Origin of the sequence: Arthrobacter sp. zg-Y179, from assembly GCF_020907345.1 — a bacterium.
In the GTDB taxonomy this organism is placed as follows: Bacteria; Actinomycetota; Actinomycetes; order Actinomycetales; family Micrococcaceae; genus Arthrobacter_B; species Arthrobacter_B jinronghuae.
Genome location: NZ_JAJJOB010000008.1, coordinates 266,369 through 288,651 on the forward strand (window position 1 = coordinate 266,369; position 22,283 = coordinate 288,651).

Here is a 22,283-nt window from a genome sequence, read left to right on the forward strand (position 1 = left end):
CCCTGCAGCTAGCGGACGTCGAACCCGGCGTCGCGGATGGCCTGCTTGACCTGATGGATCGCATCATCCGGGCCGAAGTGGAACACCGAGGCGGCCAGGACGGCGTCGGCCCCGGCAATCACGGCGGCCGGGAAGTGCTCCGGCTTGCCGGCCCCGCCGGAAGCGATGAGCGGCACGTCGACGGCGGCGCGGACGGCCCGAATCATCTCGATGTCGAAGCCCTCGCGGGTGCCGTCGGCGTCGATGGAGTTCAGCAGGATCTCCCCCACGCCCCGGTCGGCTGCCTCCTTCGCCCAGGCGACGGCGTCGATCCCCGTTCCGGTGCGCCCGCCGTGGGTGGTGACCTCGAAGCCCGACGGCGTGGCGCCGTCGTGCGTGCGCCGGGCATCCACGGAGAGCGTCAGCACCTGGGAACCGAAGTGCCGGGTGATTTCGTCGATGACGTCGGGGCGGGCGACAGCGGCGGTGTTGATGGAGGCCTTGTCCGCGCCGTAGCGCAGCAGCCGGTCCACGTCCGCGATGGAGCGCACTCCCCCGCCGACGGTCAGCGGAATGAAGACCTCTTCGGCGGTGCGGGCAACGACGTCGAACGTCGTGTCGCGGTTGCCGGAGGAGGCGGTGACGTCGAGGAAGGTCAGTTCGTCGGCGCCGGCACGGTCATACCGGTGCGCGAGCTCCACCGGATCGCCGGCGTCGCGCAGGCCCTCGAAGTTGATCCCCTTGACCACCCGGCCGGCGTCGACGTCCAGGCAGGGGATGACGCGGATGGCAACACTCATGGCGTGTCCCCTTCCCTAGATCCGGCAGGCGTGGATGCTGCTGACCAGGATGGCGCGCGCGCCGATGTCGTAGAGCTCGTCCATGATCCGGTTGGTGTCCGACTTCTTGATCATGGATCGCACGGCCACCCAGTCGCTGTTCTGCAGCGGGGAGACGGTGGGCGATTCCAGGCCCGGGGTCAGCGCGGCGGCCTCGTCCACGAGGTCCTTGCGGACGTCGTAGTCCATCATCACGTACTGGCGTGCCACCAGGACGCCGCGCAGGCGTCGGATCAGCACGTCGACGCCGGCGGGGCTGGCACCCTTGCGGCCGATCAGCACGGCCTCGGACTTCAGAATCGGTTCGCCGAAGATTTCCATGCCGGCGGCGCGGAGGGTGGTGCCGGTTTCGACGACGTCGGCAATCGCGTCGGCGACGCCGAGGCGCACCGAGGATTCCACGGCGCCGTCGAGCCGGACCACGGAGGCGTTGATGCCGCGTTCGGACAGGTAGGAGCGGAGTAGGCCGTCGTAGCTGGTCGCCAGGCGCTTGCCTTCGAGCTGGTCGATGGAGGAGAAGTCCCCCACCGGGCCGGCGAAGCGGAAGGTGGAGGCACCGAAGCCGAGGTTCATCAGCTCTTCGGCGTCCACCTGCGCGTCCAGGAACAGGTCACGGCCGGTGATGCCGACGTCGAGCGTTCCGGCGCCGACGTAGACGGCGATGTCGCGGGGGCGGAGGAAGAAGAATTCGACGTCGTTATCGGGGTCCACCATGACCAGTTCGCGGGTGTCGCGGCGCTGGCGGTAGCCCGCCTCGTTGAGCATGGCGGAGGCGGATTCGGACAGGGCACCCTTGTTGGGTACGGCTACACGGAGCATGGGAGCATCTTTCGCTGGAAGTTCGATTGGGAAAAGGTTCGACCGGCGGGCCACACGCTGAAAGTCAGCGCGCGGCTAGAGATGCTTGTAAACGTCCTGCAGGGTCAGTCCCTTGGCCAGCATCAGGACCTGGAGGTGGTAGAGCAGCTGGGAGATTTCTTCGGCGCATTCGGCATCGGATTCGTATTCGGCGGCCATCCACACTTCGGCGGCCTCCTCAACAACCTTCTTACCGATGCCATGCACGCCCGACTCGAATTCGGCCACGGTGCGTGACCCGGCGGGGCGGTCCTGAACTTTCTGGCTCAGCTCGGCAAAGAGGTCTTCGAAGGTTTTCACACTGCCAAGGGTACGCTGTGGCGCCCGGTGGGGCGGAATCGTGGGGCGGGGTGTGACGGTGCCGGCGTCTCCGCAACAGTCATGGTGTTGTCAAAGTCCTCTACCGGAGTGTGGCATGAACAGAACACGCTGGTTGCTTTAGTAGCGCTCACCCTCGTCCGTTACAACGCGGCTTTTCACTTCTCGAGGGATTGCAAGCTAAATACCATCTAGGCTATCCATGTCGAACCGAGATTCTGATCGACACGTGGCTCTGCCCGCACCACATACTGCATCCTGCCGATTTATGGGTAGGCCAGGCAATGGCAGAGCCGCCGACCTAAACTACGGACTTAACCGCCGTTGTCGAGCAACTAGCAAGCCGGGCACCCTAAGGATTATGGGGAACAACTCTCGCGCCTGTGTCCAGTCAGCCCCTCCAGCATCGTCATCCTTTGGTGAATCTAGCGTTGAATGCCCGGCCGCATATACTCGACGAGTCGCGAAGCGTGCCGGTCGGCATGCCCGTCGCGGTTCCACCAGATCGAGAATGGGATCAGATCCGTCCACTCAGGGGGAACCATATTCTTCTTCCGGAGGGAGACCCGGAAGGCCAGCACCATGTGCCGGCCTTCCGTATTTGTTCAGAGGGATGAGGATCACGAATATGACCTGCACCGGCGGAGGTTAGGCTACAGCCTCGACATCCGATTTCCCCTCCGCAGCCACTGACCCCTCTACGAGTGCGGTACATGCGGCCACAATGTATTCAGGGACAGCGTCGAAGTCTCTCGGGTTTAGCTGCATCACATACTCGTTTTCGATGTGATAAGTCTCGTTGACAAACTTCGTAAAGACTTTATCGCCCTTCAAAGCGATGGGGTTTAGCTCAGACATGATTCTAAAAAGTTGTACCTTCTCGTAGCCCACGTCCGTAGCGTCAAATTTGGCCTTGAGCGCGTCGCCGTCCTTGAGCTCCGATAGGACCCGTGTGTAATCAAAGCTTGGAATGTGCTTTTGGACGGCCTCGGTCGCCGTACGGATGTCTGTATCAGTGAGCGGTGTCTGCGCGCGCGCTTCCGTCATTTTTGTAGGAACCTCGCGTAGGTGAAACAGACTCGACAGAAGGTCGTACCCAACGCCGCGGGAGCCATGCACCTCAAACCGTCGTCGCAGGTAGATGCACTTGATGGCATCATCGCTGGCAGACGAAATATTTGAGTCGCATATCTGTGAGAACGTGTTGATATCGGTAGCCGCGATAGGCTTCTCAGTCACTAATCCTGATCGCCCGCTTAGGAAATGTACAGCAGGATCTGCCACCGTGAACTGACGGGACGTTCCAGTCAGCACGATATCTATAGCGGGCTCGATATCGTGAGTAAGAAGGAGCGATGTCAGGTTACGCAGACTGTTCTTACCGTGGAACAGCTGGTGGAGGATCGCGAACTTCTTCGTCTTGTCGAAGCTGGAGATCGGGTCGTCCAGCACAACCAGGTCCGGTTGCTCCCGGTTTACATGGTGCATGAACAACACGAGCGCAAAGGCGTTCTTCTCGCCATAACTCAAATGACTCGACGCAGAGTCGAGGTGCCCGGAAGCATCCTCGTGTTCCAAGAGCATACGATATGAATCTCCAGCGGGCTCGATCCGAACCTTGTACCGATAGCCCGCGGAACTGAGAAAATCGTTTATCGATGCTTGATTGACCTGAATGAGACCAGCAACCCTCCTCTTCTGTTCTGAAATTCCCTTACGTACGTCGATGATCTGGATGGCAACTTCATCTAGCTTCGCGTTTATTAGTTCAACGACAGACTTCGTCGCGTCCGAATTTACCGCGTGCAGTAGGGAAAGATCGACCTTAAGGTCATTTAGTACGGCCGAGACATCTTTTACATCTCGGAGGGCATGAAAGGACAGTCCTTGCACTGCGGAAAACTTTTGGAGGAGCGTTTCCACCTGTCCGCGCAAAGTGGCAAGGAAGAGCCCCTCCTCAGGCGTGATTTCAGTGATGGACATCGTCAAGGCTTCTAGCTGGATTAGGTACCCAGGCTCGAAGTAGCGCCCAAGCTTATCTAGCGCGTTCCGCAGCACACTCATATTCTTGACAGCGGCGGACTCATATTCTGCAGAGACTTGCGTAGCAGTGACCTTGTCGACACTCTGAACCGAGCAAAACGGACAGTTTTCGGAGAGATCAAGGAAGGCCTTCCCCTTCGATTGCCACGTGATCCAGCCGGCTGGGTCGCTGCTTTGTAGAAAACTCTTGTATCCCTGCAACGGGGCAGGAATGTTCTTGAGCTTGCCGCCAACTCCTAGTGCTTTAAGTCCACGGCTGGTCTTGGCGACAACGCCGGTCTTTGTAAGGTTGAAAGCATCGCGCAGCTCAGTGAAGCTGAGCAGAGCTTCGTTGAACTCCGTCTGCAACGCGAATGTCTCCTTCAGAGACACGAACATGGATTCGATCTTTTCGAGACCCTGCTTGTAGTCGTCGGTATTGATGAAAATTTCAAAGCTGTTCTTCAGTACTTCGTCAGGCTGGAACACAAACTGCGTTACGTAAGCATCGTTGAAAGTGAGGACACTGTTGATTTCCTCAGCCCCTTCAACGACCGGCCGTGGTCCGTCGGCTATTGAGCGGTACTTGAAGGGGGTAAGCGCATTCAGGCTTTCTTCGCCCTCAGTACGCAGAGTAAGCGCCCGAGCGATCGTGCTCTTACCGAGACCATTGGGCCCGTATTTGATGTTTAGAGAGGACCGGCGAAGGGAGATAGTCGCTTGATCGATGCTGTTGCAATTTCTGATCCTGATCTGATAATCAGCCAGAAATTCTGGATCTACCTTCAAAGCATTCATATTGGGCTCAGTCATGGCCCACCCCCCTTGTATATTTCTTAATGGTCAGCATTTACGCGCCATCACTGGATCGTTCTGCAAGCTCTCTGTTGAGCCGTAATTGGACTCACCATACCGGGTTTCGAGGATACGGTTTTTTAGCCGCGCCACGATTGAAACTTTGCCCGAGAATCCATATCTCGACGCAAATCAATCAGCCCGCAGGTAACCACCGTCTTCGACCTCCACGGCGGCCGAGGGCGGTGCAGCACCCCCTGCTCGAAGCCCTGCACACCTGGCCGGAGAATCCGCCCCGGGAACCAGGTTCTACTCGAATTCGCTGCCCGGCGCGACGTACCCTGAGCTATGGAATCCGAGGTCCGGAATCTCAAACTCCACACAGGCATCACGGCGCCGTGTCTGGTCCAGGGCGACGCCGAAGCGCCACCGGTACTGCTGCTGCACGCATGGGCCGAATCCCGCCGGAGCTTCGACCGGCTGGTGCCCGGGCTGGCCGGCTTCCGGATCTATGCCCCGGACCTCCGCGGCCAGGGAGATGCCGACAAACCGCAGGACGGATACTCGCTGACAGAACAGGCCCAGGATGCCGCCGCGGTTCTGGATGCACTGGAGGTGCCGTCGGCGTCGGTCCTTGGCTCCTCGAGCGGCGGCTATGTAGCCCAGCAACTGGCTGTGGAGTACCCCGACCGGGTGGCGTCACTCGTGCTGGTGGGTTCCCCCTTGACCCTCCAGGGCCGGCCCGGGTTCGCCGACGACGTCGACGGCCTGACGGATCCCGTCGCCGAGGAGTGGGTGCGCCGTTTCCTCGGCTCGTTTGCCCTCATCCAAGAGGTTCCCCCGTGGTTCATCGAGGACCGGGTGCGTGACGGCGTCAGGATGCCCGCGCACGCATGGAAACTCGCCCTGCGCGGCCTGTACACGGCCACGCCGCCCACGGAAACGGGCGCCATCGAGGTTCCCACGCTGATCCTGTGGGGCGGGCAGGACGGACTGCTGCCCCGTGCGGACCAGGACACTCTGGCCGCCCGCATAGACGGAGCGGAACTGAAGATCTATCCCGACGCCGCCCACCTGGTTTTATGGGAATGCCCCGAACAGGTCGCAGCGGATACGGCGGCGTTCCTGGCATCTCGCGCTTGAGTCCCGCCCGAAAACCCGTCAGGCGTCGGCAGGTACCCGGCGCGCCGTTCCACGGTTGAGCGCCAAATGCCCGCCCAGGAAGCCGGAACCCGCCAGAACCGCATTGCCCGCAAGGGCCAGCGCCACACCCAGCCCGTGCCGGCCGCGTGTCCGGGCAATCAGGGATCCGAGGTTGGCAAACACCGCCACATCGGTACCCAGAGCATGCACGGCGCCGATGCGACGCGCGTCCCCGGTCATTCCCGCCCAGTCGCTGGCACCGGCGATAGCGGTGGGCACCGCCGCGGCCAGCCCCGCACCCACCAGAACGGTCGCACCGTGCCGTGACTGGACTCCGCCGGCCAGATCGAGGATGGACGCGCTGCCCCAGCAGCCAAGCGTCAGATCGGTGAGCGGCGGATGGATCGAGTGGCCCAGGACGCCGGTATGGAACGGGCTTTTCCGTGCCCATTCGAGAACCGGCCTGTAGAGGAACTCCTGCGCGGCGGCAACGTGTTCCGAGACCGGACTGTTGCCCACGGCCCGGGCCAGACGCAGCGGCAGCGAAACTTCACTCACGTTTATTGACGCTACGCCCGCCGGGCACAGCTGCAAAGACTCCGCCGAAACCCGCGCAGTCGGCCGCGGAAATGGCCCAGCAAGTCCATGTCGAAATCCCTTCCCCCGTTCCGTCCCCGGTACGAACACAGCCACAATGGCGGTGTCGTTGGGGGAACAGTTGCAGGAGAACAAGGGAGACCGTCATGGCCAAGTATCTGTTGCTCAAGCATTACCGCGGCGCACCGGAAGCGCTCAACAACGTACCGATGGACCAGTGGACCCCGGACGAAGTCGCAGCCCACATGCAGTTCATGGCGGACTACGCCGAACGGCTGCAGGCCAACGGCGAATACGTGGAGGGCCAGGCCCTCTCCCCCGAAGGAACCTTCGTACGGTACGACGGCGAAGGCCGGCCCCCGGTGACGGACGGACCGTTCGCGGAAACCAAGGACCTGATCGCCGGCTGGTTCGCCATCGACGTGGACGGCTATGACCGCGCACTCGAACTGGCCGGAGAACTGTCCGCGGCACCGGCCGCCGGCGGCAAGCCGCTGCACGAGTGGATCGAGGTCCGTCCGTTCCTGGCCCAGCCCGTCACGATCACGGAATAACCACCGGTGGAGGAAAGCCGCCTGCGGGTTCTCACCCCGCAGGTCATCGCCGTCCTCGTCCGCCGCGGAGCCGACTTCGCGGCGGCCGAGGACGCGGTGCAGGACGCCCTGCTCGAAGCCGTGCACACCTGGCCGGAGCATCCGCCCCGGGACCCGAAGGGCTGGCTGGTCACCGTCGCGTGGCGCAAGTTCCTGGATGCCGCCCGCGCGGAATCGTCCCGCCGTCGTCGTGAACTAAAGGTCGACGGCGAACCCGCGCCCGGCGTCGTCGCTTCCACTGACGACACGCTGCAGCTGCATTTCCTCTGTGCCCACCCGTCGCTGTCCGCGTCATCGGCGGTGGCGTTGACACTGCGTGCCGTGGGCGGGCTGACCACCCGGCAGATTGCCGCCGCGTATCTGGTGGGCGAGGCGACCATGGCGCAGCGGATCAGCCGGGCCAAACGGACCGTGGCCGGCGTCCGGTTCGATACGCCCGGAGATGTCGCCACCGTGCTGCGGGTGCTGTACCTGATCTTCAACGAGGGCTACTCGGGCGACGTCGACCTCGCCGCCGAAGCCATCCGCCTCACCCGGCAGCTGACCGCCGCCGTCAACCATCCGGAGGTGCAGGGACTGCTGGCGCTGATGCTGCTGCACCACGCCCGCCGGTCGGCACGGACCGACGACGGCGGCCGGCTCGTTCCGCTGGCACAGCAGGACCGCGGCCGCTGGGATACCCGGCTGATCATTGAAGGGGTGTCCATCCTGCAGCGGGCGCTGGCCCGCGACCGGCTGGGTGAATACCAGGCCCAGGCTGCCATTGCCGCCCTGCACGCGGACGCGCAGACGGCGGAGGAGACCGACTGGCCGCAGATTGTCCAGTGGTACGACGACCTGGTCCGGCTCACGGGCAGCCCCGTCGCGAAGCTGAACCGGGCCGTCGCCGTCGGGGAGGTGGACGGGCCGCGTGCCGGTCTGGCTACCCTGGCGGAACTGGATCCGTCCCTCCCCCGGCACACCGCGGCGCGGGCGTACCTGCACGAGAAGAGCGGCGACGTCGAACAAGCCGCACGGCTCTATGCGGAAGCCGCCCTGCTGGCGCCGAACCTGGCCGAGCGCGACCACCTGACCCTGCAGGCATCGCGGCTGAACGCGGCTGCGCGGCACGGCTCCGGGCAAGCGCATGGATAGGCGGGTCTGGCGGAGGGCAGCAGGACGTACGTTATGGAACTAAAGTGTCTCCGGAATTTCACGCCCGGGAAACAGCGTCGAATATTGTCGCCGATACATTCGGCGCCCCACGAGGCGGTAAGCAAGTCGGACCGGGGCAGGGATTTCCTTGAAGAAAGCCTTTCGGTCGTCCGGAGGGTTCGTGGCCATCATCATCCCGAGGTAGCCCACCAAAAACTTCTTGTCGAACTGTTCAATCCCGTGCTGACCGACCGCGTCCATTTCCTTTTCGCTCAACACCCTGTCCACCACGGGCATCACCTCAGTGACTTCGCGGCGCAGGTGCACTTTAAGCAGAGCGGAGAGGTCCTCGTAGCGTTCAGCGAGTTCCTCGCCGACCGCCGCGTCTGCCGTCTCCATCCAGCGTCTCCGGACAGGTTCGATGTGTTCAAGGCGCTGCCCCACCTGCCGATGCTGTTCCAGCATCTGCGCTACATGCAGGGCGCATCCAGGTGCCCGGCCCTCCAGCTGGGGATACATGAGCAGGTCCTCGCCCTCGTGGTGGATGTGCAGCACGCCGTCGAAGTTTCCGAGCACTTCCCCAACGTAGGCGGCGCGATCCGTATCACCGATAGGGGTGGAGCGCACCAGGCCGGGTGCCTCGTCGTAGGCCCAAAGGAAAAAACGGTGAACGCGCCGCATTCCGACCGTCCCGGTACAGAGGATGGGCCCCGGCGGCAAGGGAGCCGCGGTCTCGCCCGGTTGAGCTGTAAAGAAGTCAGTCATTTGGATTGCCCCTTACGGGATTCTGTAAGACCGAGGGCTCCCCCGCGAACATTTTAAAGTCGTTCGTCAAACGGAACAATGGTTTAAGCCAGCGGGGCGGGCGCTGGTACATGACTAAAGTGGTACGCCGAACCGGCCCGGCTGAACACTGCTGCGCGGTACGGCCCCGGCTAGGTGCATGGGCCGGCAGGTCGGTAAAGTTTTGATGGCCAGATTTCCCCCGCACCGAGAGTAAAACCCCACATGAGCAAGCACGCAGCAGCCCCCGAACGTCCCGAACCGACGCCGATCCCGAACCCCGAGCGCACGCTCACCGTGTGGGAGGACGGGGTGCAGTTGGACTTCACCTTCGCCGACTGCATGAAGTACCACGGCCCCGGCTTCCCCGGCGGCGTCGCGCACGCCTTCGCAGCACTCGGCCGGGCGCTCCCGGAACTGGCAGCCCGCACCCCCGGCGGCCGCGTCGAGCGCCGCGAGATCCGGATCCGCACCCCCTTCGGCGGTCCCGGCGCCCGGGATGCCTTCGAACTCGTGACCCGCGCGGTCACCGGAGACCGCTACGCCGTGCTGCCGGAACTCGCCCGGCCCGAGCGCGGCAACACCCTGGCCCGCTACGTCTTCGAGCTGACCGCCGGGGATGCAACCGTCACCTGCGTGATCCGGAATGAGGGCATCGTCGCGGACGAGTTCATCGAGCTCACCGCCAAGCCGGAGAAGACCCCTGCCGAGCTGGCCCACCTGGAAGTCCTCAAGCGCGAGATGCGGGACCGTATCCTCGAGCGCGACCCGGCTCAGGTGTACGACGTCGAAGGCTAGTTTCGACCTGCTGGAACCTGGTCCTTCGCCTAGTGCCTGCGGTATCGATTATTTGCAGAGGGGTCCGGGTGTTCCTCGCAGATGGAGGCGACAACTTTGGTGCCCGATTCATCCGGACTAATCCGAATATTTACCGGCCGCCCGTAGGTGTCTGTGGCCGGTATGTCGTATGGGTTCAGCGTGGTTTTGCTCTGGACAGTCAGGATGAGCGTCTTGGGATGATCCACCGTGTATCCGTGTTCCTGCCGCAGCATTTCCGCGATCCTGCCTTTAGCCGCTGACAGTTTCCTCCTGGCTGCAGCTCCGACCTTGATGATCACGGCGAAAGAAACAATGTAAACGGCCAGAAGAATGATGATCCCCAGCATCAGCAAGTCTTTATAACCCTCAGCCTTAGGGTCAGCCATGAATTCGCTGGCGACGATCATTCCAACGATCGATGCGATCGCCAGCACGATTGCCAGCCATGGGGCGGACATCTTGGGAACGAGGCTTTCGCCCACCTCTACTCCGGGAATTTCTTTGGCTTTTGACACTTTGAGACCTAACGGTAAAAGGCGCACGGAACAATAACTTCGCAGCAGCAATGCAACGATACGGCGGATCCGCACAGATCAAGGATTAAACCAAAACCGGTTCAAGCGGGACGGGGATTCACCAAGAGATCCCCGACCTCACAATCCAGCGCATTGCAGATCGCGGTCAGCGTGGAGAACCTGATGGCTTTGGCCCGGTCATTCTTGAGGACCGACAGATTCACGAGGCTGACACCGACCTGCCGGCTCAGTTCCGTCAGCGTCATGCCGCGGGCTTCCAGGAGTTCATCAAGACGGCAGTGGATGTTCGAGGAATCATCCGCCGGCATCAGACCAGGCCATCCGTATCCTGCTGAATCCGGCGTCCGTATTGGAAGACTCCCGCAACCAGTATCAGGACGAGGCTAAGCACCAGCGGCCAGGGGCTCAGCGTGCCTTCAAACAGGACCAGTTCGTCGCCCGTCTGGCGCTCCATAACAACCAGGTCCGCCACGCGGGGCAGCGCGATTCCGTAGAGGCCCTGGCTAAACGTCCCTACCAGCAGCAGGACGATACCGCAGGCCCCGATGATCCTCACGGACACCGCGGTGAACAGGACCGCGCTGCGGAGCCGGTAGGCCAGCAGGAATACCAGCGCCTGGACGGCGAGCACACCTGCCTGGTGCAGCGCTGAAGAGCAAGCGAGGAGCACTGCGGGACCGGAGGGAAGAGCGGGAACCGTAGCCGTGAGTGTTGTGTAGTGCGCTGTCACTCCGGCCGTCAGCCCGTCCACACTCTGGTCCTGTGCGTTGACAGGAAGCTCCAGCGTCACTGGGCCGGTGAAGTACCCGGCGATTTCGGAGATTGAAAAGGCAGTGCTTACGACCGCGGCCAATGCCGCCACAATCATGAATACGGTCGCGTCCGTCCGCGAAACGATTCTCTTTTCGCCTGCCGGCGCGCCGGTGTTTTTCATCAGCTTCATGGTCCCCCCATATCGACTGTCGTTAATAACGATTGTCGACAACCTACGCCGCTGCGGTACGGGCGTCAATGCCCCCGGCAACCGTCTCACTCTGGCCGCCCGGCCCGGCCAACGCTAGGCTCCTGCGCCCTGGGCCGGGCGGATCCGGCAGCCCGCCATCTTCGGAAGGACCGGCATGCGCATTGTTCGGATGTGGCGCGGCGTCGTCCACAGCCAAGACCTTGAGGCGTACGTCGAATACGTCCGGGAAACCGGGATCGACGAGTACCGCGCCACGGCCGGCAACCTCGGCGCCTGGATCCTCACCCGTAGCCTGGACGAGGGGCGCAGCGAGATTGTCACGGTTTCGCTGTGGGTTTCCCTAGAGGCGATTCGCGCTTTCGCGGGCGACGACGTCGGCCGGGCCGTCTTCTATCCCGAGGACGACCGCTTCCTCCTGGAGCGTGACCGCACCGTGTCGCACTATGAGCTCGCCGGTTAGCCCCGGCGGTCGCGGCGGTAGCCGACAGCCTGAAGCATCAGCAGCGCAAGGGCGCCTGCCAGACCGAAGGGCAGCAGGTACACACCCATCATCTGGAAGTTCATCATCGCAACGTCCTGGGCACTCGTGACTGCACCGCCGCCGCTGTAAATGGCCGACGTTATTTGGAGGTTGCCGGAGAGCCAGATCAGTCCAAGGACAAGCATCATCGCCACAACCGCCCACGCGGCACAGAGATAGGGGTTGAACCGGCTCCTGGGGGCAGCAGCCGGTTCGAGGGGCCCTTGAGGAGCGGCGCCGTCAACGCCCGCATCGCTGAACTCCGCTTCGGTATGGGTGGTTCGGCGCGACGCCTGCGGAGGTTCACCGCCGTCGGACACCACTTCCACCCAGTCCCCGCTTTCCCCAGGCACCGGCCGGGCGTAGAGCCGGTAGTCAGATTTGCTGATACTTCGCCGAGTTCCCATGGCCCGAAGCCTACTACGGGGCGGCTCCGGCCTTTCCCTGCATCTACGGCGCGACTATCCGTCACCTTGCAGCAAGGCCCCGAGGTAGCGGCCGGTGCTGCTGGCAGGGTTGGCGGCGACGTCGTCGGGCGTACCCGTGGCGATGATGCCGCCACCGGCCTCGCCTCCGCCCGGCCCCAGGTCGATGACGTGGTCAGCGTTCGCAATCAGGTCCAGGTCATGTTCGATGACGACGATCGTGGCGCCTTTGGCAAGGAGACGGTCCAGTAACCGCGTGTCGAGCGGATGCAGGCCGACGGTGGGCTCGTCGAGGATAAACAGGGTGCCGGACTGGTCCCGGCCCAGCTCGTCGGCGAGCTTTAGCCGCTGTGCCTCGCCGCCGGACAGTGCCGGGGTGTCCTCCCCCAGGCAGGAACTGGACATCCAGCACCACCTGGCCCGCGAAAACTCTTGATCCGTACACTCCAACACCCGATACACGCCGGGACATTCGCCGATGAGAGCCGAGGCCCGAGTTCCGGTGCGGGGACACGGGCAAAAGCAGGGCAGGCTGTACGTTGACCACATGAAGTCTGCGAAGGAAATGTTCGGCAGCGGCAGTGGTCCGTTCATCAACCTGAACTGGGCCGGGAGGGTTGAAAAGCCCGAGGCCGTCGCCGCACGCCTGGCCGGCACGATGTCGCTGCTGTCCGCGTGGACCGGGCTGCAGTGGTACCACGACACCGGTGACCGGAACAGCACCGCTGTCAGCTATGAAGTCATACCGGCCGAACAGCAAAGCCTTACCGGACTTATCGATCCGGGGCCTGCTAGGGAACGCGATGCTGCACCCCGGTCGAGCAGCTATTTCATGTCCATGCGTTCCAGCCCGGATCCAAACGGCACCTATATGGTTCTTCTGAGTGGTTCGGCCGGATCCGATCAGGAACTGAGCAACCAGGTCACGTTGCAACTCGCAGATGATTTCCCGGTGGGCGTTCCCCCTGAGGCTGCCCGCTGGTTTCTGGATCTCATCCGGCTGTGGGAGCCTGACCGCGCACGGCTTAGCAGCCAGTCCGTGGAGCAGGAGATCTGGTTAACCCGTGCAGCGTATCTGTCCTGGACCTCGGCAAAGGCCTACCTCGAGCCCCTCAGCGACAAGGAAGTCCGCATCCCGTTTGGTGACGGTGGTCTGGGAATTGCACGTACATGGACTGTGGAAGGCATCGCCGCACTGGACCGGGATCTTCGGCAGGCAGGGGCACCGAAGGCAAGCAACCGGCCACCCACACAGGACCAGCCTCAGTTCCCGAGCGGTTACCCGAAAGAGCTGGACTCCCTGGCCCGGGAACTGAACTGCAGCCGCGGGATTCAGTAGCCGCGGGGAATCACCGAGCTGAACGGTTAAAAGCCGATGCCCGTGTTCCGGTGAGGGAACACGGGCATCGGTACCAGGCGAATAGGGATTCAAGGCGGGCAAACCGCGCCCCGCCTAGCTCTCTTCCACCTCCGAGAACAGGGCCATGAAGGTGGTCCCGCTGGCCTTCAGCTGACCGAAGAGGTCCGCGGCCGCAGGTGTTGTCACAGCAGCCGAGGCGTCCTCATAGCTGTCGAAGTACAGGTCAAGCGTCCGGTGGGCAGGCGTGGGTGAGCCGTTTTCCTTCGGCCAGACCTTGCCGGCCTCGTAACGACGCAGCTTCGGGAGCTGCTTGGCGCTGTCCGCGATGCCTTTGTAGGCCGTCTCAAAGGCGTCGGGGTCGGCGGGGTTGTCAATGACGAACGTGATCTTGGTGGGCATGGGGTTCTTTCCTTTCGGGGGGTCGGGGTGGTTGAAGTTTCCGGGCACGTGGGACCGTTGTCTACCGTGCCGCGGTCTCCAGCAGCCGGAGCCAGAGTTCACTGATCGTGGGATACGCCGGAACCGCATGCCAGAGCCGGTCGATCGGCACTTCCCCCGCGATCGCAATGGTTGCCGCGTGCACCAGCTCGGTCACGTCAGGTCCGACGGCGGTGAACCCGACAATCGTGTTGGTGTCCTCATTGATGACCATGCTCGCGCGGCCGGTATAGCCGTCGGCATGCAGGGAAGCACCAGCAACCGATCCAAGGTCGTATTCCACGGAACGGACCCGGAGCCCGGCGTCGACGGCGCCGGCCAGGGTGAGGCCGGCGGAGGCAATCTCGGGGTCGGTGAAGATGACCTGCGGAACTGCCCGGAGGTCGGCGGTCGCCGCATGACGCCCCCAGGGGAAGTCCTCAACCGGGGCGCCGGTTGCCCGTGCAACGATCGCCTCCCCCGCAGCCCGGGCCTGGTACTTCCCCTGGTGGGTGAGCAGCGCACGACCGTTGACGTCGCCCGCGGCGTAAAGCCAGCCGCCGTCGGGCACGGTGCCGTCGGGGCCGACCACCCGGAGCGTCTCGTCCACGCTCAGCCAGCCGGAGGCCGCGAGCCCGAGGTGTTCGAGCCCGAGGTCGCCGGTGTTGGGCCGGCGTCCCGTGGCAACCAGGACCTCGTCGGCGTCGATACTCCCGCCGCCGGCCAGGGTTACGTGCACGGTGCCGCGGGCGTCGCGGGTAACGTCGCTCGGGCTTGCACCGATCAGCACCCGCACGCCGCTGCTCTCGAGGGACGCGACGACGTGCTCGGCGGCGTACGGCTCGACCCGCGGCAGGACGCCGTCGCGCGCAATGAGCGTCACCGCGGCGCCCAGAGCGCTGAAGGCGGTCGCCATTTCCGTGCCGACGACGCCCCCGCCGATGATCGCGAGCCGCTCCGGGATTTTCTTCACGGACACCGCTTCACGGCTGGTCCAGGGGGCGGCGTCCGCCAGTCCCGGGATCGGCGGAAGCGCCGCGCTGGTGCCGGTGGCGACAACGACGGCGTGCCGTGCCGTGATCGCGCTGACCGTGCCGTCCCGGCCGGTGACTTCCACGGTCCGCGGGGCACTGATCCGCCCGTGCCCGCGGACCAGGGTGATGCCGGCCTGATGGAGCCACGCCACCTGGCCGTCGTCGTTCCAGTTCGAGGCGAACCGGTCCCGGCGGGCCAGCACCGCATCGACGTCGAGTCCGCCGGTTACCGCCGCGGCGGCACCGGGCAGCTGCCGGGCCGCACGGATTGCGGCGGCGTCCCGCAGCAGCGCTTTGGTCGGCATGCACGCCCAGTAGGAGCACTCCCCGCCCACCAGCTCGGATTCGACAATCACCGCGCTGAGGCCGCCGGCAACTATCCGGTCCGCAACGTTCTCCCCCACCGGACCGGCGCCGATAACAATAACGTCCGTAACGGTCCCGGTCATCGCGTGCCCGCCTTCGCGAGACGCTGCAGCCGGATCGCGGAGAGAAGGAAGAACACGCCGCCGAGGGTGGCGTATCCCGCGACGCCGGTGAGGGCCGCCGCGGAGGTGCCGGACATCAGAATGAATCCGGTGCCGGCGAGGGTGGAGATGCCGCCGCTGAGAATCATCGGCCACTGCCCGCCCAGCTTCAGGCGGGAAATGGCAACGGCGAGCTGGACGGCGCCCGCGGTAATAGCCCACACACCCCAGACAACCAGCACGGCGGGAACCCCCGAGGTGACGGCCACGCCGAGGGCGACGGCGGTCAGCAGGCTGAGCGCCATATTCACCAGGAGCAGCGGGCCGGGACGGGTGGCGCGGGAGGCGCGGTGGTCGACGACGGCGGCCGCGACGTCGAACAGCGGGTAGAGGATGAGCAGGGCGATGCTGAGGGGTCCGAGGGTGGAGGCGGTCAGGGCAATGAGGACTGCCCAGACGATGGCGAATCCGAAGCGGACGAAGTACAGCTTCCGCAGGACCGGCGAGATCGCCGGTGGGGTCTGGATGGTTGATGTGGTCATGACATTCCGTTCTGTTTGAAGTGTTTGAAAGCGGGAAGGGGGTGTCTGGTGAGGGGTCATCGGACGGTTACCGCCGACGTCGCGGCCTGGAGAATGAGACCCGCGACGGTCGAGGGACGACTGACCATGACGGCATGGGAGGCCTCGACCTCTATGACAGCCGCGTCGGTCCGGCGGGCCATCATCCGCTGCACGTCCGGGTCGATGGCCCGGTCCGCCGTGGTGACGAGTACATAGGCGGGCACGGTGCGGAATGCCTCCCGGCTGATCGGTTCCGCGACCGCCCGGACGTTTGCAGGACGCTGGACGATGCCGAGGGCACCTGCCGTGTGCTGGTCGACGTCGGCGGCAAAGGCTGCGCGGAACCCCTCCGGGCTGATGTGGACCTCAGGCCCGCTTGGTGTTTCGACTGTCACCAAGGGCAGCGGGGTCGAAGATTGTGCGGCCAGCTGGCCGACGGTCTCCCCCGCAATCGGGATAAATGCCGCGACGTACACGAGGGCTCGCACGTCAAAGGCACTCGTATCGATGTTCGTGATGACTGCACCGCCGTACGAATGGCCTACAAGCACCACGGGACCCTCGATCGCCGCAAGGTAGCTGGCCAGGTAGGCCGTGTCATGCTCCACGCCCCGCAGCGGGTTAGCAACGGCCCGGACCGGGAATCCTGCGTGTAGAAGTTCGTTGATCACCGGCTCCCAGCTGGAGGAATCGGCCCACGCGCCGTGCACAAGCACGATGGTCGGCAATCCCTGGTTTTCGGCCTGGTTTTCGGCGGCGGCGGAATCGGTGGCGCCCAGTCGGGGTGAATTGTTGAACATCTGGGTTGTCCTTTCATCGGAGTTGAAGCCGCCCGGCGTCCGTACGGAACGCCGTTCGCGGCTGGTAGAATGACCAGTCACTCTACTTAGAAGGAGCGTAATGTGGATCACGGGGACACGCAAGGGCAACGGGAAGGAAAACCATGGCGGAGGCTGTGAAGGTATCGATGAGGGAACGTCTCGTCGAAGCAGCGACTGAGCTGTTCTATGCCGAGGGGCTGCGGGCGGTCAGCGTCGACAAGGTGATCGACCGTGCCGGCACGACGAAAGTGACCTTCTACCGGCATTTCAAAAGCAAGGACGACCTGGTGGTAGCCCATCTGGAACGCCGGGCAAAGATTGAGCGTGAGGGAATCGGCGCTGCAATGGAACATGCAGGCGGAGATGCCGATAAGACGTTCCAACTTATTGCCGAACACTTAGGCACGATGTCGTGCGAACCCGGATTCCGCGGGTGCCCCTTCATCAACGCGGCGGCCGAGTATCCGGATCCCGCCAGTGCGGTCCGTAAAACCATCAGGGACCACCGCGAATGGTGCAAGGCTGCGTACACGGAAATCGTCCGTCCCCTGGCCCCCGCCGACCCGAACGCTGTGGCTCAGGATCTGATGCTTCTTCACGGCGGCGCAATGGTTGCCGGCTACCTTGACGCCGACGGCGATGACCTCGCCGCTTCGTTCCTGCGCAGCTGCCGTGCGGTCGTCAAGGCCGGCTGACCCGCTGCCAAGACCGGGAGCGCGAACGGCTTCCCGGGACCGGGTGAGCCCGGCACCTTAGTATTTCGTTCATGACCAGCGCGGCCAGCAGCCCCTCCGGTACCACCCGGCTGCTGGCCGTCGCTATTCTCGCCACCTTCGTGGCGTTCCTCGACGGGTCCATCGTCACCGTGGCGTTGCCGGCGATCAGCGGAGAACTCGGCGGCGGGCTGCCCACCCAGCAGTGGACCGTGAACGCCTATCTGCTCACCCTGGGGGCGTTCATCCTGCTGGCCGGCTCGCTCTCGGACTCCTTCGGCCGGCTGCGGATCCTGCGGATCGGCATCCTGGGCTTCGGGCTCTCCTCCCTTGCCTGCGCGCTGGCGTGGGCACCCGGCGTCCTGATCCTCGCCCGCGGCATCCAGGGCATCACCGCCGCACTGCTGGTGCCCGGCTCGCTGGCGCTTATTACGACGGCGTACCACGACGCCGCGCGCGCCGCCGCGATCGGCAGGTGGACGGCGTGGACCGGCACGGCCGCGATTATCGGCCCGCTGCTGGGCGGAGTGCTTGTGGACGTGGGAAGCTGGCGGCTGATCTTCGCCGTGAACGTCCTGCCGGTGGCCGCATGCCTGCTGCTGATGACCGGCCTGCAGGAGAGCAGCGGCCGTCGGCGGGCCGCGTTCGACCTGCCCGGCGTTGTACTGGCCGTCGCCGGACTGGCAGGTCCCGTCTATGGACTGATCGAACAGGAGCGGCTCGGCTGGGGGCATCCCGCCGTCGTCGTTCCCCTGGCTGCAGGGCTGCTGGCCCTGGTGCTGTTCCTGCTGCGCGAGGCCCGGGCACCGGCACCGATGATGCCGCTGTCCCTGTTCCGGGCACGGAACTTCCGCTACGGCAACGTGGTTACTGCGGGCGCCTACGCGGGGCTCTCGCTGGGGACCTTCGCCGTGACGGTTTTCGTGCAGGAGTCCGCGGGGTTCTCCGCGACGGCCGCCGGCTTCACCGCCCTGCCGCTGCCGGTCGCCATGCTGCTGCTGTCCGCCCGTGTCGGCAGGCTGGCCGGAATTTACGGGGCCGCGGCTGTTTATGACCGCCGGTCCGGTGCTCTGCGGGGCCGGGTTCCTGCTGATGCTGACGGTCCAGCCGCCGCTGGATTTCCTCACCGAACTGCTGCCCGGGCTGCTGCTGTGCGGACTGGGCCTGGCGCTGACGGTGGCGCCGCTGACCTCCGCGGTGCTCGGCGCGCTGAACGAGGACGACGCCGGCATCGGGTCAGCGGTCAACAATGCCGTCTCGCGGGTGGCCGGGCTGATTGCGATCGCGCTGGCCGGCACCGTGTCCGGCGGTGCCCTGGACTTTCCGGGCTTCCGGCAGACGGTGCTGGTTACCGCGTGCCTCTTCCTTGCGGCCGGGGCAGTCGCGTTCCTGGGGATCCGGAATCCGACGACGGCAACTGGGCGCTCCGCTGGCGGGTGACGCGCAGCGGGTGCGCCGTCGTCGCGCTTCGGCGTTACCGGGGCATGAGCAAACCGCGAGTGGCTTTTCTGTGGAGGACCGGCTTGCGGGACGATGCACCTATGGCTGCATGTGTCAGCCTTCGCGGCACTAGTTGTTGCTCCTAGCGACAGCCAGACGAGGATGTCATTCTGTTTGCGAGAGGGGCCACACCATTCACGCTAAGCCAGTAGATGGAATTGGGGCCCGGCAATCGAGGGGAAGCGAAATGCGTTTCAGCAATCCGTTGGCAAGAAACCCGTGGCCACACGACATGGTAATTGCAGTCTCGCCGAGTGGGAGAGCCGCTGGCGAACGGCCTGGGCGCGGGGCCGGACTTGGTACCGCTGATTCCACCCGACCGCAATACCCAACGCAGGACAGCATGCGCCAGATGCAGGAGACCATGCGGCAAGCCATGCAGCCTGGCCAACCCCTCCACCCGCTCATTCCGCCCCTATGGGCCACGGAATACGGCTGGGACGGCATCGACCAAGACGCCTTCAACACGTGGGACCAAAGCTATAACCGGGCGTTGCAGGTTAGTTGGGAATGAGGCAGCCATGAGCGCGGAGTTGGCCATCAGTGTTCAGGGGCTGGAGAAGTCTTTCGGGAGATTCCAGGCTCTCAACGGGCTGGACCTACAGGTTGAGCGTGGGCAGGTGCACGGTTTTCTGGGGCCAAACGGTGCAGGGAAGTCAACAACCATCCGCGTGCTCTTGGGGCTGTTGAAGGCCGACGCCGGAGACCTTCATGTCCTGGGAAAGGATCCGTGGCGGGAGGCCGTGCCCCTGCATCGGCGGCTTGCCTATGTGCCGGGCGATGTCGCGTTATGGCCGGGCATGACCGGCGGCGAGGCCATCGACCTGCTGGGATCGCTCCGCGGCGGGCTGGACGAGCGGCGGCGGGCGGAACTGATCCAGCGGTTTGAGCTGGATCCCGCGAAGCGGGGCCGCCAGTACTCCAAAGGTAACCGGCAAAAGGTAGCCATCGTCGCCGCCTTGGCCTCCGACGTCGAACTCCTGATCCTCGACGAGCCAACCAGCGGTCTGGACCCGCTGATGGAGAACGTCTTCCAGGAAGTGATCGGTGAAGCGAAGCAACGCGGCACCACGGTGCTGCTCAGCAGCCATATCCTCGCAGAGGTCGAAACCCTCGCGGACCGGGTGAGCATCATCCGGGACGGACGGATCGTGGAGGAAGGCACACTGGCCCGGCTTCGCGGGCATACCACCACCGCCGTCCACGCCACTCTGGAACGTAACCCACAGCCCGGCCAGCTGGCCGCATTCGAGGACGTGCACCTGGACGGCGGCAAACTCACGGCTGTGGTGGAGTCCGCCCGGGTGGGTGAGGCAATGGCAGCACTCACCCCGTTCGGCATCACATCGCTGACCGTTGAACCGCCCTCGCTGGAGAGCCTCTTCCTGCGGCTGTACGACGCCGACACCCCCTCCACGCGGGCGCGCCCATGAGCAACGCCCTGACGGGTACCGGCCCCCTGCTGCGTGCTACTGTCCGGTTCGACGGACGTAGCTTTGTGCCGTGGATCCTGATCGCGACGGCGCTCTCTGCGTCCTCCGTACTCGTTTACCCATGGGTCTTTCCCACCCAGCAGGACCGCCTCGGACTAGCCCTTGCCATTGGCTCCAACCCGGCACTGGGCCTGATCTTCGGGCCGGCCTACGATCTGAGCACCGACGACGGTTTCAACGCCTGGCGCAGCCTCGCCCTGGGCGGATTCCTCGCCGCACTCGGATCGATTTTCACCGTCACCCGGTCCAGCCGGGGCCAGGAGGACTCCGGACAGGCCGAGCTTCTGGCATCCGGTGTGCTGGGCCGGGGCAGCCGCCTGCTGGCGGGAGTGAGCCTGGCCCTGATGGGCTCGGCGGCTCTCGGAGCCGTCGCCGGAGTCGTCACTTCCTGGTGCGGCGGCGGCTGGAATGCCTCCCTGCTGCTGGGAGCAACGTTCACTGCCACCGGTTGGATGTTCGCTGCGGTCGCCGCCGTGACCGCGCAGCTAGGATCCGATGGGCGGACGGCCAACTCGCTGGCCGTGGGTACCTTCGGCGCGCTGTTCCTGCTGCGCGGCTTCCTGTATTCGGTGGAGGCACCGGATTGGACGTCCTGGATCAATCCTCTGAGCTGGATGACTGAAACCCGGCCGGCCAGCGGCAACCACTGGTGGCCGCTGCTCCCCGCAATGGCCCTCACCCTGGTCCTGCTCGGTATAGCCTTCCTGCTGCAGTCGCGGCGCGACTTCGGGCAGGGCGCCATCGCTCCCGATCCCGGCCCCGCCCGGGGCAGGGTTGGAACTCCGTGGAGCCTGGCTGTACGGCTGAACCGCGCCCCGCTCCTGACATGGACCGTTGCATTCATGATTATCGGGGTGGTCTTCGGGTTTTTTGCCCGCTCCTTTAAGGACATCCTGAGCGGTGACAGCGCAGCCGCCTCGGTTCTCGCATCCGGTGCAGCCACACCGGATGGCCTCGCGCCGGCCTTCCTGGTGACGATCCTGAGCCTGGTCGGTATTCTCGCCGCCATCCCCGGCGTGCACATCCTGCAGAAGGTGCGGATCGAGGAACTGGAGGGCCGGCTAGAGCCCGTTCTGGCCGCCGCCGTTCCGCGCTCCCGTTACTTCACGGCAAACGTCTTGCTCGCATTGGCCACACCAACCATCTACCTGCTTCTCGCTGGAGCCATCATCACGGTGCTGGCCTCCGGAGACCTGGGCATCGACGCCGGCAAGGTTCTCCTGCAGGCCGTGGTGACGGTTCCGGCCGTCTGGACGGCCACCTCCGTTTCGGTGGCGGTCGTCGGTGCGCGGCCGCAGGTGCTAATCGCGTCCTGGGCCGGTGTGTTTATTTCCTTCGTGCTCACGTTGCTGGGCCCGACATTCAGGCTCTGGGACTGGGTGCTGGCCATCAGTCCGTTCTGGCACGTTCCCAACGTTTCCGTCGACGACGCCGGGTGGGCCGGGTTGGTGGGAATCTCCGCCGTCACCGCCGTGTTCCTGCTGATCGGCTTCACTGGTTTTCGCCGTCGCGACCTCGATGGGTAGCCATTCGTGGCCAATGGAGCCGGGGAGTGGCGTTCAGATGTCGCGATGAGGGATCCGCTTGCGA

25 protein-coding genes are annotated in these 22,283 nt (G+C 64.5%); 10 read left to right on the forward strand and 15 right to left on the reverse strand.

Annotated elements, in window-relative coordinates; all coding sequences use genetic code 11:
* Positions 1-8: 8 nt before the first annotated feature.
* The 4 genes from hisF to LOC56_RS09855 form a co-directional block, all read right to left on the reverse strand.
* Entirely contained in the window at positions 9-779 is a 771-nt protein-coding gene (gene hisF, locus LOC56_RS09840) for an imidazole glycerol phosphate synthase subunit HisF (protein WP_229952087.1), read from the reverse strand.
* A gap of 15 nt (positions 780-794) precedes the next feature.
* On the reverse strand, positions 795-1,637 hold the full coding sequence (hisG, locus tag LOC56_RS09845; RefSeq protein ID WP_227922084.1) for an ATP phosphoribosyltransferase: 843 nt from the start codon (positions 1,635-1,637) through the stop codon (positions 795-797).
* A 75-nt stretch (positions 1,638-1,712) separates the two neighbouring features.
* A complete protein-coding gene (locus LOC56_RS09850) occupies positions 1,713-1,976 on the reverse strand; it encodes a phosphoribosyl-ATP diphosphatase (protein ID WP_152218540.1) in 264 nt (87 codons plus the stop codon).
* A gap of 666 nt (positions 1,977-2,642) precedes the next feature.
* Complete coding sequence (locus tag LOC56_RS09855; RefSeq protein ID WP_229952088.1) at positions 2,643-4,829, reverse strand: ATP-binding protein; 2,187 nt, start codon at positions 4,827-4,829, stop codon at positions 2,643-2,645.
* Between the two features lie 330 nt (positions 4,830-5,159).
* Between LOC56_RS09855 and LOC56_RS09860 the strand changes: the two genes are divergently transcribed.
* Positions 5,160-5,954 (forward strand): alpha/beta fold hydrolase, encoded by a 795-nt coding sequence (locus LOC56_RS09860; RefSeq protein ID WP_229952089.1) that lies wholly within the window; start codon positions 5,160-5,162, stop codon positions 5,952-5,954.
* Positions 5,955-5,972: 18 nt separating this feature from the next.
* On the opposite strand, the gene LOC56_RS09865 is transcribed toward LOC56_RS09860, so the two are convergent.
* Positions 5,973-6,512, reverse strand: a complete 540-nt coding sequence (locus tag LOC56_RS09865; RefSeq protein WP_229952090.1) for a DUF2231 domain-containing protein — start codon at positions 6,510-6,512, stop codon at positions 5,973-5,975.
* A gap of 185 nt (positions 6,513-6,697) precedes the next feature.
* Here LOC56_RS09865 and LOC56_RS09870 point away from each other — a divergent pair, with 185 nt between their 5' ends.
* Both LOC56_RS09870 and LOC56_RS09875 read left to right on the forward strand, forming a co-directional pair.
* Positions 6,698-7,105, forward strand: a complete 408-nt coding sequence (locus tag LOC56_RS09870; RefSeq protein WP_229952091.1) for a YciI family protein — start codon at positions 6,698-6,700, stop codon at positions 7,103-7,105.
* A gap of 6 nt (positions 7,106-7,111) precedes the next feature.
* Positions 7,112-8,278 carry an RNA polymerase sigma factor gene (locus LOC56_RS09875; protein WP_229952092.1) on the forward strand — a complete coding sequence of 389 codons (1,167 nt, stop codon included), beginning with the start codon at positions 7,112-7,114 and terminating at the stop codon, positions 8,276-8,278.
* Between the two features lie 39 nt (positions 8,279-8,317).
* Here LOC56_RS09875 and LOC56_RS09880 read toward each other — a convergent pair whose 3' ends face one another.
* The gene (locus LOC56_RS09880) at positions 8,318-9,043 is read right to left on the reverse strand and encodes a hemerythrin domain-containing protein (protein ID WP_229952093.1); all 726 of its coding nucleotides are present in this window, start codon (positions 9,041-9,043) and stop codon (positions 8,318-8,320) included.
* A 243-nt stretch (positions 9,044-9,286) separates the two neighbouring features.
* On the opposite strand from LOC56_RS09880, the gene LOC56_RS09885 reads away from it, so the two are divergent.
* Positions 9,287-9,859: a hypothetical protein gene (locus LOC56_RS09885; RefSeq protein WP_229952094.1), complete on the forward strand. Its 573-nt coding sequence runs from the start codon at positions 9,287-9,289 to the stop codon at positions 9,857-9,859.
* Positions 9,860-9,888: 29 nt separating this feature from the next.
* On the opposite strand, the gene LOC56_RS09890 is transcribed toward LOC56_RS09885, so the two are convergent.
* The 3 genes from LOC56_RS09890 to LOC56_RS09900 all read right to left on the reverse strand — a co-directional run bounded on the left by LOC56_RS09890 (position 9,889) and on the right by LOC56_RS09900 (position 11,359).
* Positions 9,889-10,395: a hypothetical protein gene (locus tag LOC56_RS09890; RefSeq protein ID WP_229952095.1), complete on the reverse strand. Its 507-nt coding sequence runs from the start codon at positions 10,393-10,395 to the stop codon at positions 9,889-9,891.
* A 101-nt stretch (positions 10,396-10,496) separates the two neighbouring features.
* A complete protein-coding gene (locus tag LOC56_RS09895; RefSeq protein WP_229952096.1) occupies positions 10,497-10,724 on the reverse strand; it encodes a helix-turn-helix domain-containing protein in 228 nt (75 codons plus the stop codon).
* Entirely contained in the window at positions 10,724-11,359 is a 636-nt protein-coding gene (locus tag LOC56_RS09900; RefSeq protein ID WP_229952097.1) for a hypothetical protein, read from the reverse strand. Before LOC56_RS09900 ends, LOC56_RS09895 begins: the two co-directional genes overlap by 1 nt.
* 175 nt (positions 11,360-11,534) lie before the next feature.
* Between LOC56_RS09900 and LOC56_RS09905 the strand changes: the two genes are divergently transcribed.
* A complete protein-coding gene (locus tag LOC56_RS09905) occupies positions 11,535-11,840 on the forward strand; it encodes a hypothetical protein (RefSeq protein WP_229952098.1) in 306 nt (101 codons plus the stop codon).
* Here LOC56_RS09905 and LOC56_RS09910 read toward each other — a convergent pair.
* Positions 11,837-12,307 (reverse strand): hypothetical protein, encoded by a 471-nt coding sequence (locus LOC56_RS09910; protein ID WP_229952099.1) that lies wholly within the window; start codon positions 12,305-12,307, stop codon positions 11,837-11,839. The genes LOC56_RS09905 and LOC56_RS09910 overlap by 4 nt on opposite strands.
* A gap of 54 nt (positions 12,308-12,361) precedes the next feature.
* The gene (locus LOC56_RS09915) at positions 12,362-12,730 is read right to left on the reverse strand and encodes a hypothetical protein (RefSeq protein ID WP_331460929.1); all 369 of its coding nucleotides are present in this window, start codon (positions 12,728-12,730) and stop codon (positions 12,362-12,364) included.
* Positions 12,731-12,872: 142 nt separating this feature from the next.
* On the opposite strand from LOC56_RS09915, the gene LOC56_RS09920 reads away from it, so the two are divergent.
* On the forward strand, positions 12,873-13,664 hold the full coding sequence (locus tag LOC56_RS09920) for a hypothetical protein (protein ID WP_229952100.1): 792 nt from the start codon (positions 12,873-12,875) through the stop codon (positions 13,662-13,664).
* A gap of 114 nt (positions 13,665-13,778) precedes the next feature.
* Here LOC56_RS09920 and LOC56_RS09925 read toward each other — a convergent pair whose 3' ends face one another.
* The 4 genes from LOC56_RS09925 to LOC56_RS09940 all read right to left on the reverse strand — a co-directional run bounded on the left by LOC56_RS09925 (position 13,779) and on the right by LOC56_RS09940 (position 16,966).
* A complete protein-coding gene (locus LOC56_RS09925) occupies positions 13,779-14,084 on the reverse strand; it encodes an EthD family reductase (RefSeq protein ID WP_227922127.1) in 306 nt (101 codons plus the stop codon).
* A 61-nt stretch (positions 14,085-14,145) separates the two neighbouring features.
* Entirely contained in the window at positions 14,146-15,585 is a 1,440-nt protein-coding gene (locus LOC56_RS09930) for a dihydrolipoyl dehydrogenase family protein (RefSeq protein WP_229952101.1), read from the reverse strand.
* The gene (locus LOC56_RS09935) at positions 15,582-16,145 is read right to left on the reverse strand and encodes a hypothetical protein (protein WP_229952102.1); all 564 of its coding nucleotides are present in this window, start codon (positions 16,143-16,145) and stop codon (positions 15,582-15,584) included. Before LOC56_RS09935 ends, LOC56_RS09930 begins: the two co-directional genes overlap by 4 nt.
* Before the next feature lie 56 nt (positions 16,146-16,201).
* The gene (locus LOC56_RS09940) at positions 16,202-16,966 is read right to left on the reverse strand and encodes an alpha/beta fold hydrolase (RefSeq protein ID WP_229952103.1); all 765 of its coding nucleotides are present in this window, start codon (positions 16,964-16,966) and stop codon (positions 16,202-16,204) included.
* Between the two features lie 143 nt (positions 16,967-17,109).
* On the opposite strand from LOC56_RS09940, the gene LOC56_RS09945 reads away from it, so the two are divergent.
* The 4 genes from LOC56_RS09945 to LOC56_RS09960 all read left to right on the forward strand — a co-directional run bounded on the left by LOC56_RS09945 (position 17,110) and on the right by LOC56_RS09960 (position 22,219).
* Positions 17,110-17,682, forward strand: a complete 573-nt coding sequence (locus tag LOC56_RS09945; RefSeq protein WP_229952104.1) for a TetR/AcrR family transcriptional regulator — start codon at positions 17,110-17,112, stop codon at positions 17,680-17,682.
* A 71-nt stretch (positions 17,683-17,753) separates the two neighbouring features.
* A complete protein-coding gene (locus LOC56_RS09950; RefSeq protein WP_331460930.1) occupies positions 17,754-19,286 on the forward strand; it encodes an MFS transporter in 1,533 nt (510 codons plus the stop codon).
* A 435-nt stretch (positions 19,287-19,721) separates the two neighbouring features.
* Positions 19,722-20,633, forward strand: coding sequence for an ABC transporter ATP-binding protein (locus LOC56_RS09955; protein ID WP_229952105.1), 912 nt, complete (start codon positions 19,722-19,724; stop codon positions 20,631-20,633).
* The gene (locus tag LOC56_RS09960; RefSeq protein WP_229952106.1) at positions 20,630-22,219 is read left to right on the forward strand and encodes an ABC transporter permease; all 1,590 of its coding nucleotides are present in this window, start codon (positions 20,630-20,632) and stop codon (positions 22,217-22,219) included. The genes LOC56_RS09955 and LOC56_RS09960 overlap by 4 nt, the downstream gene beginning before the upstream one ends.
* Positions 22,220-22,283: the final 64 nt, after the last annotated feature.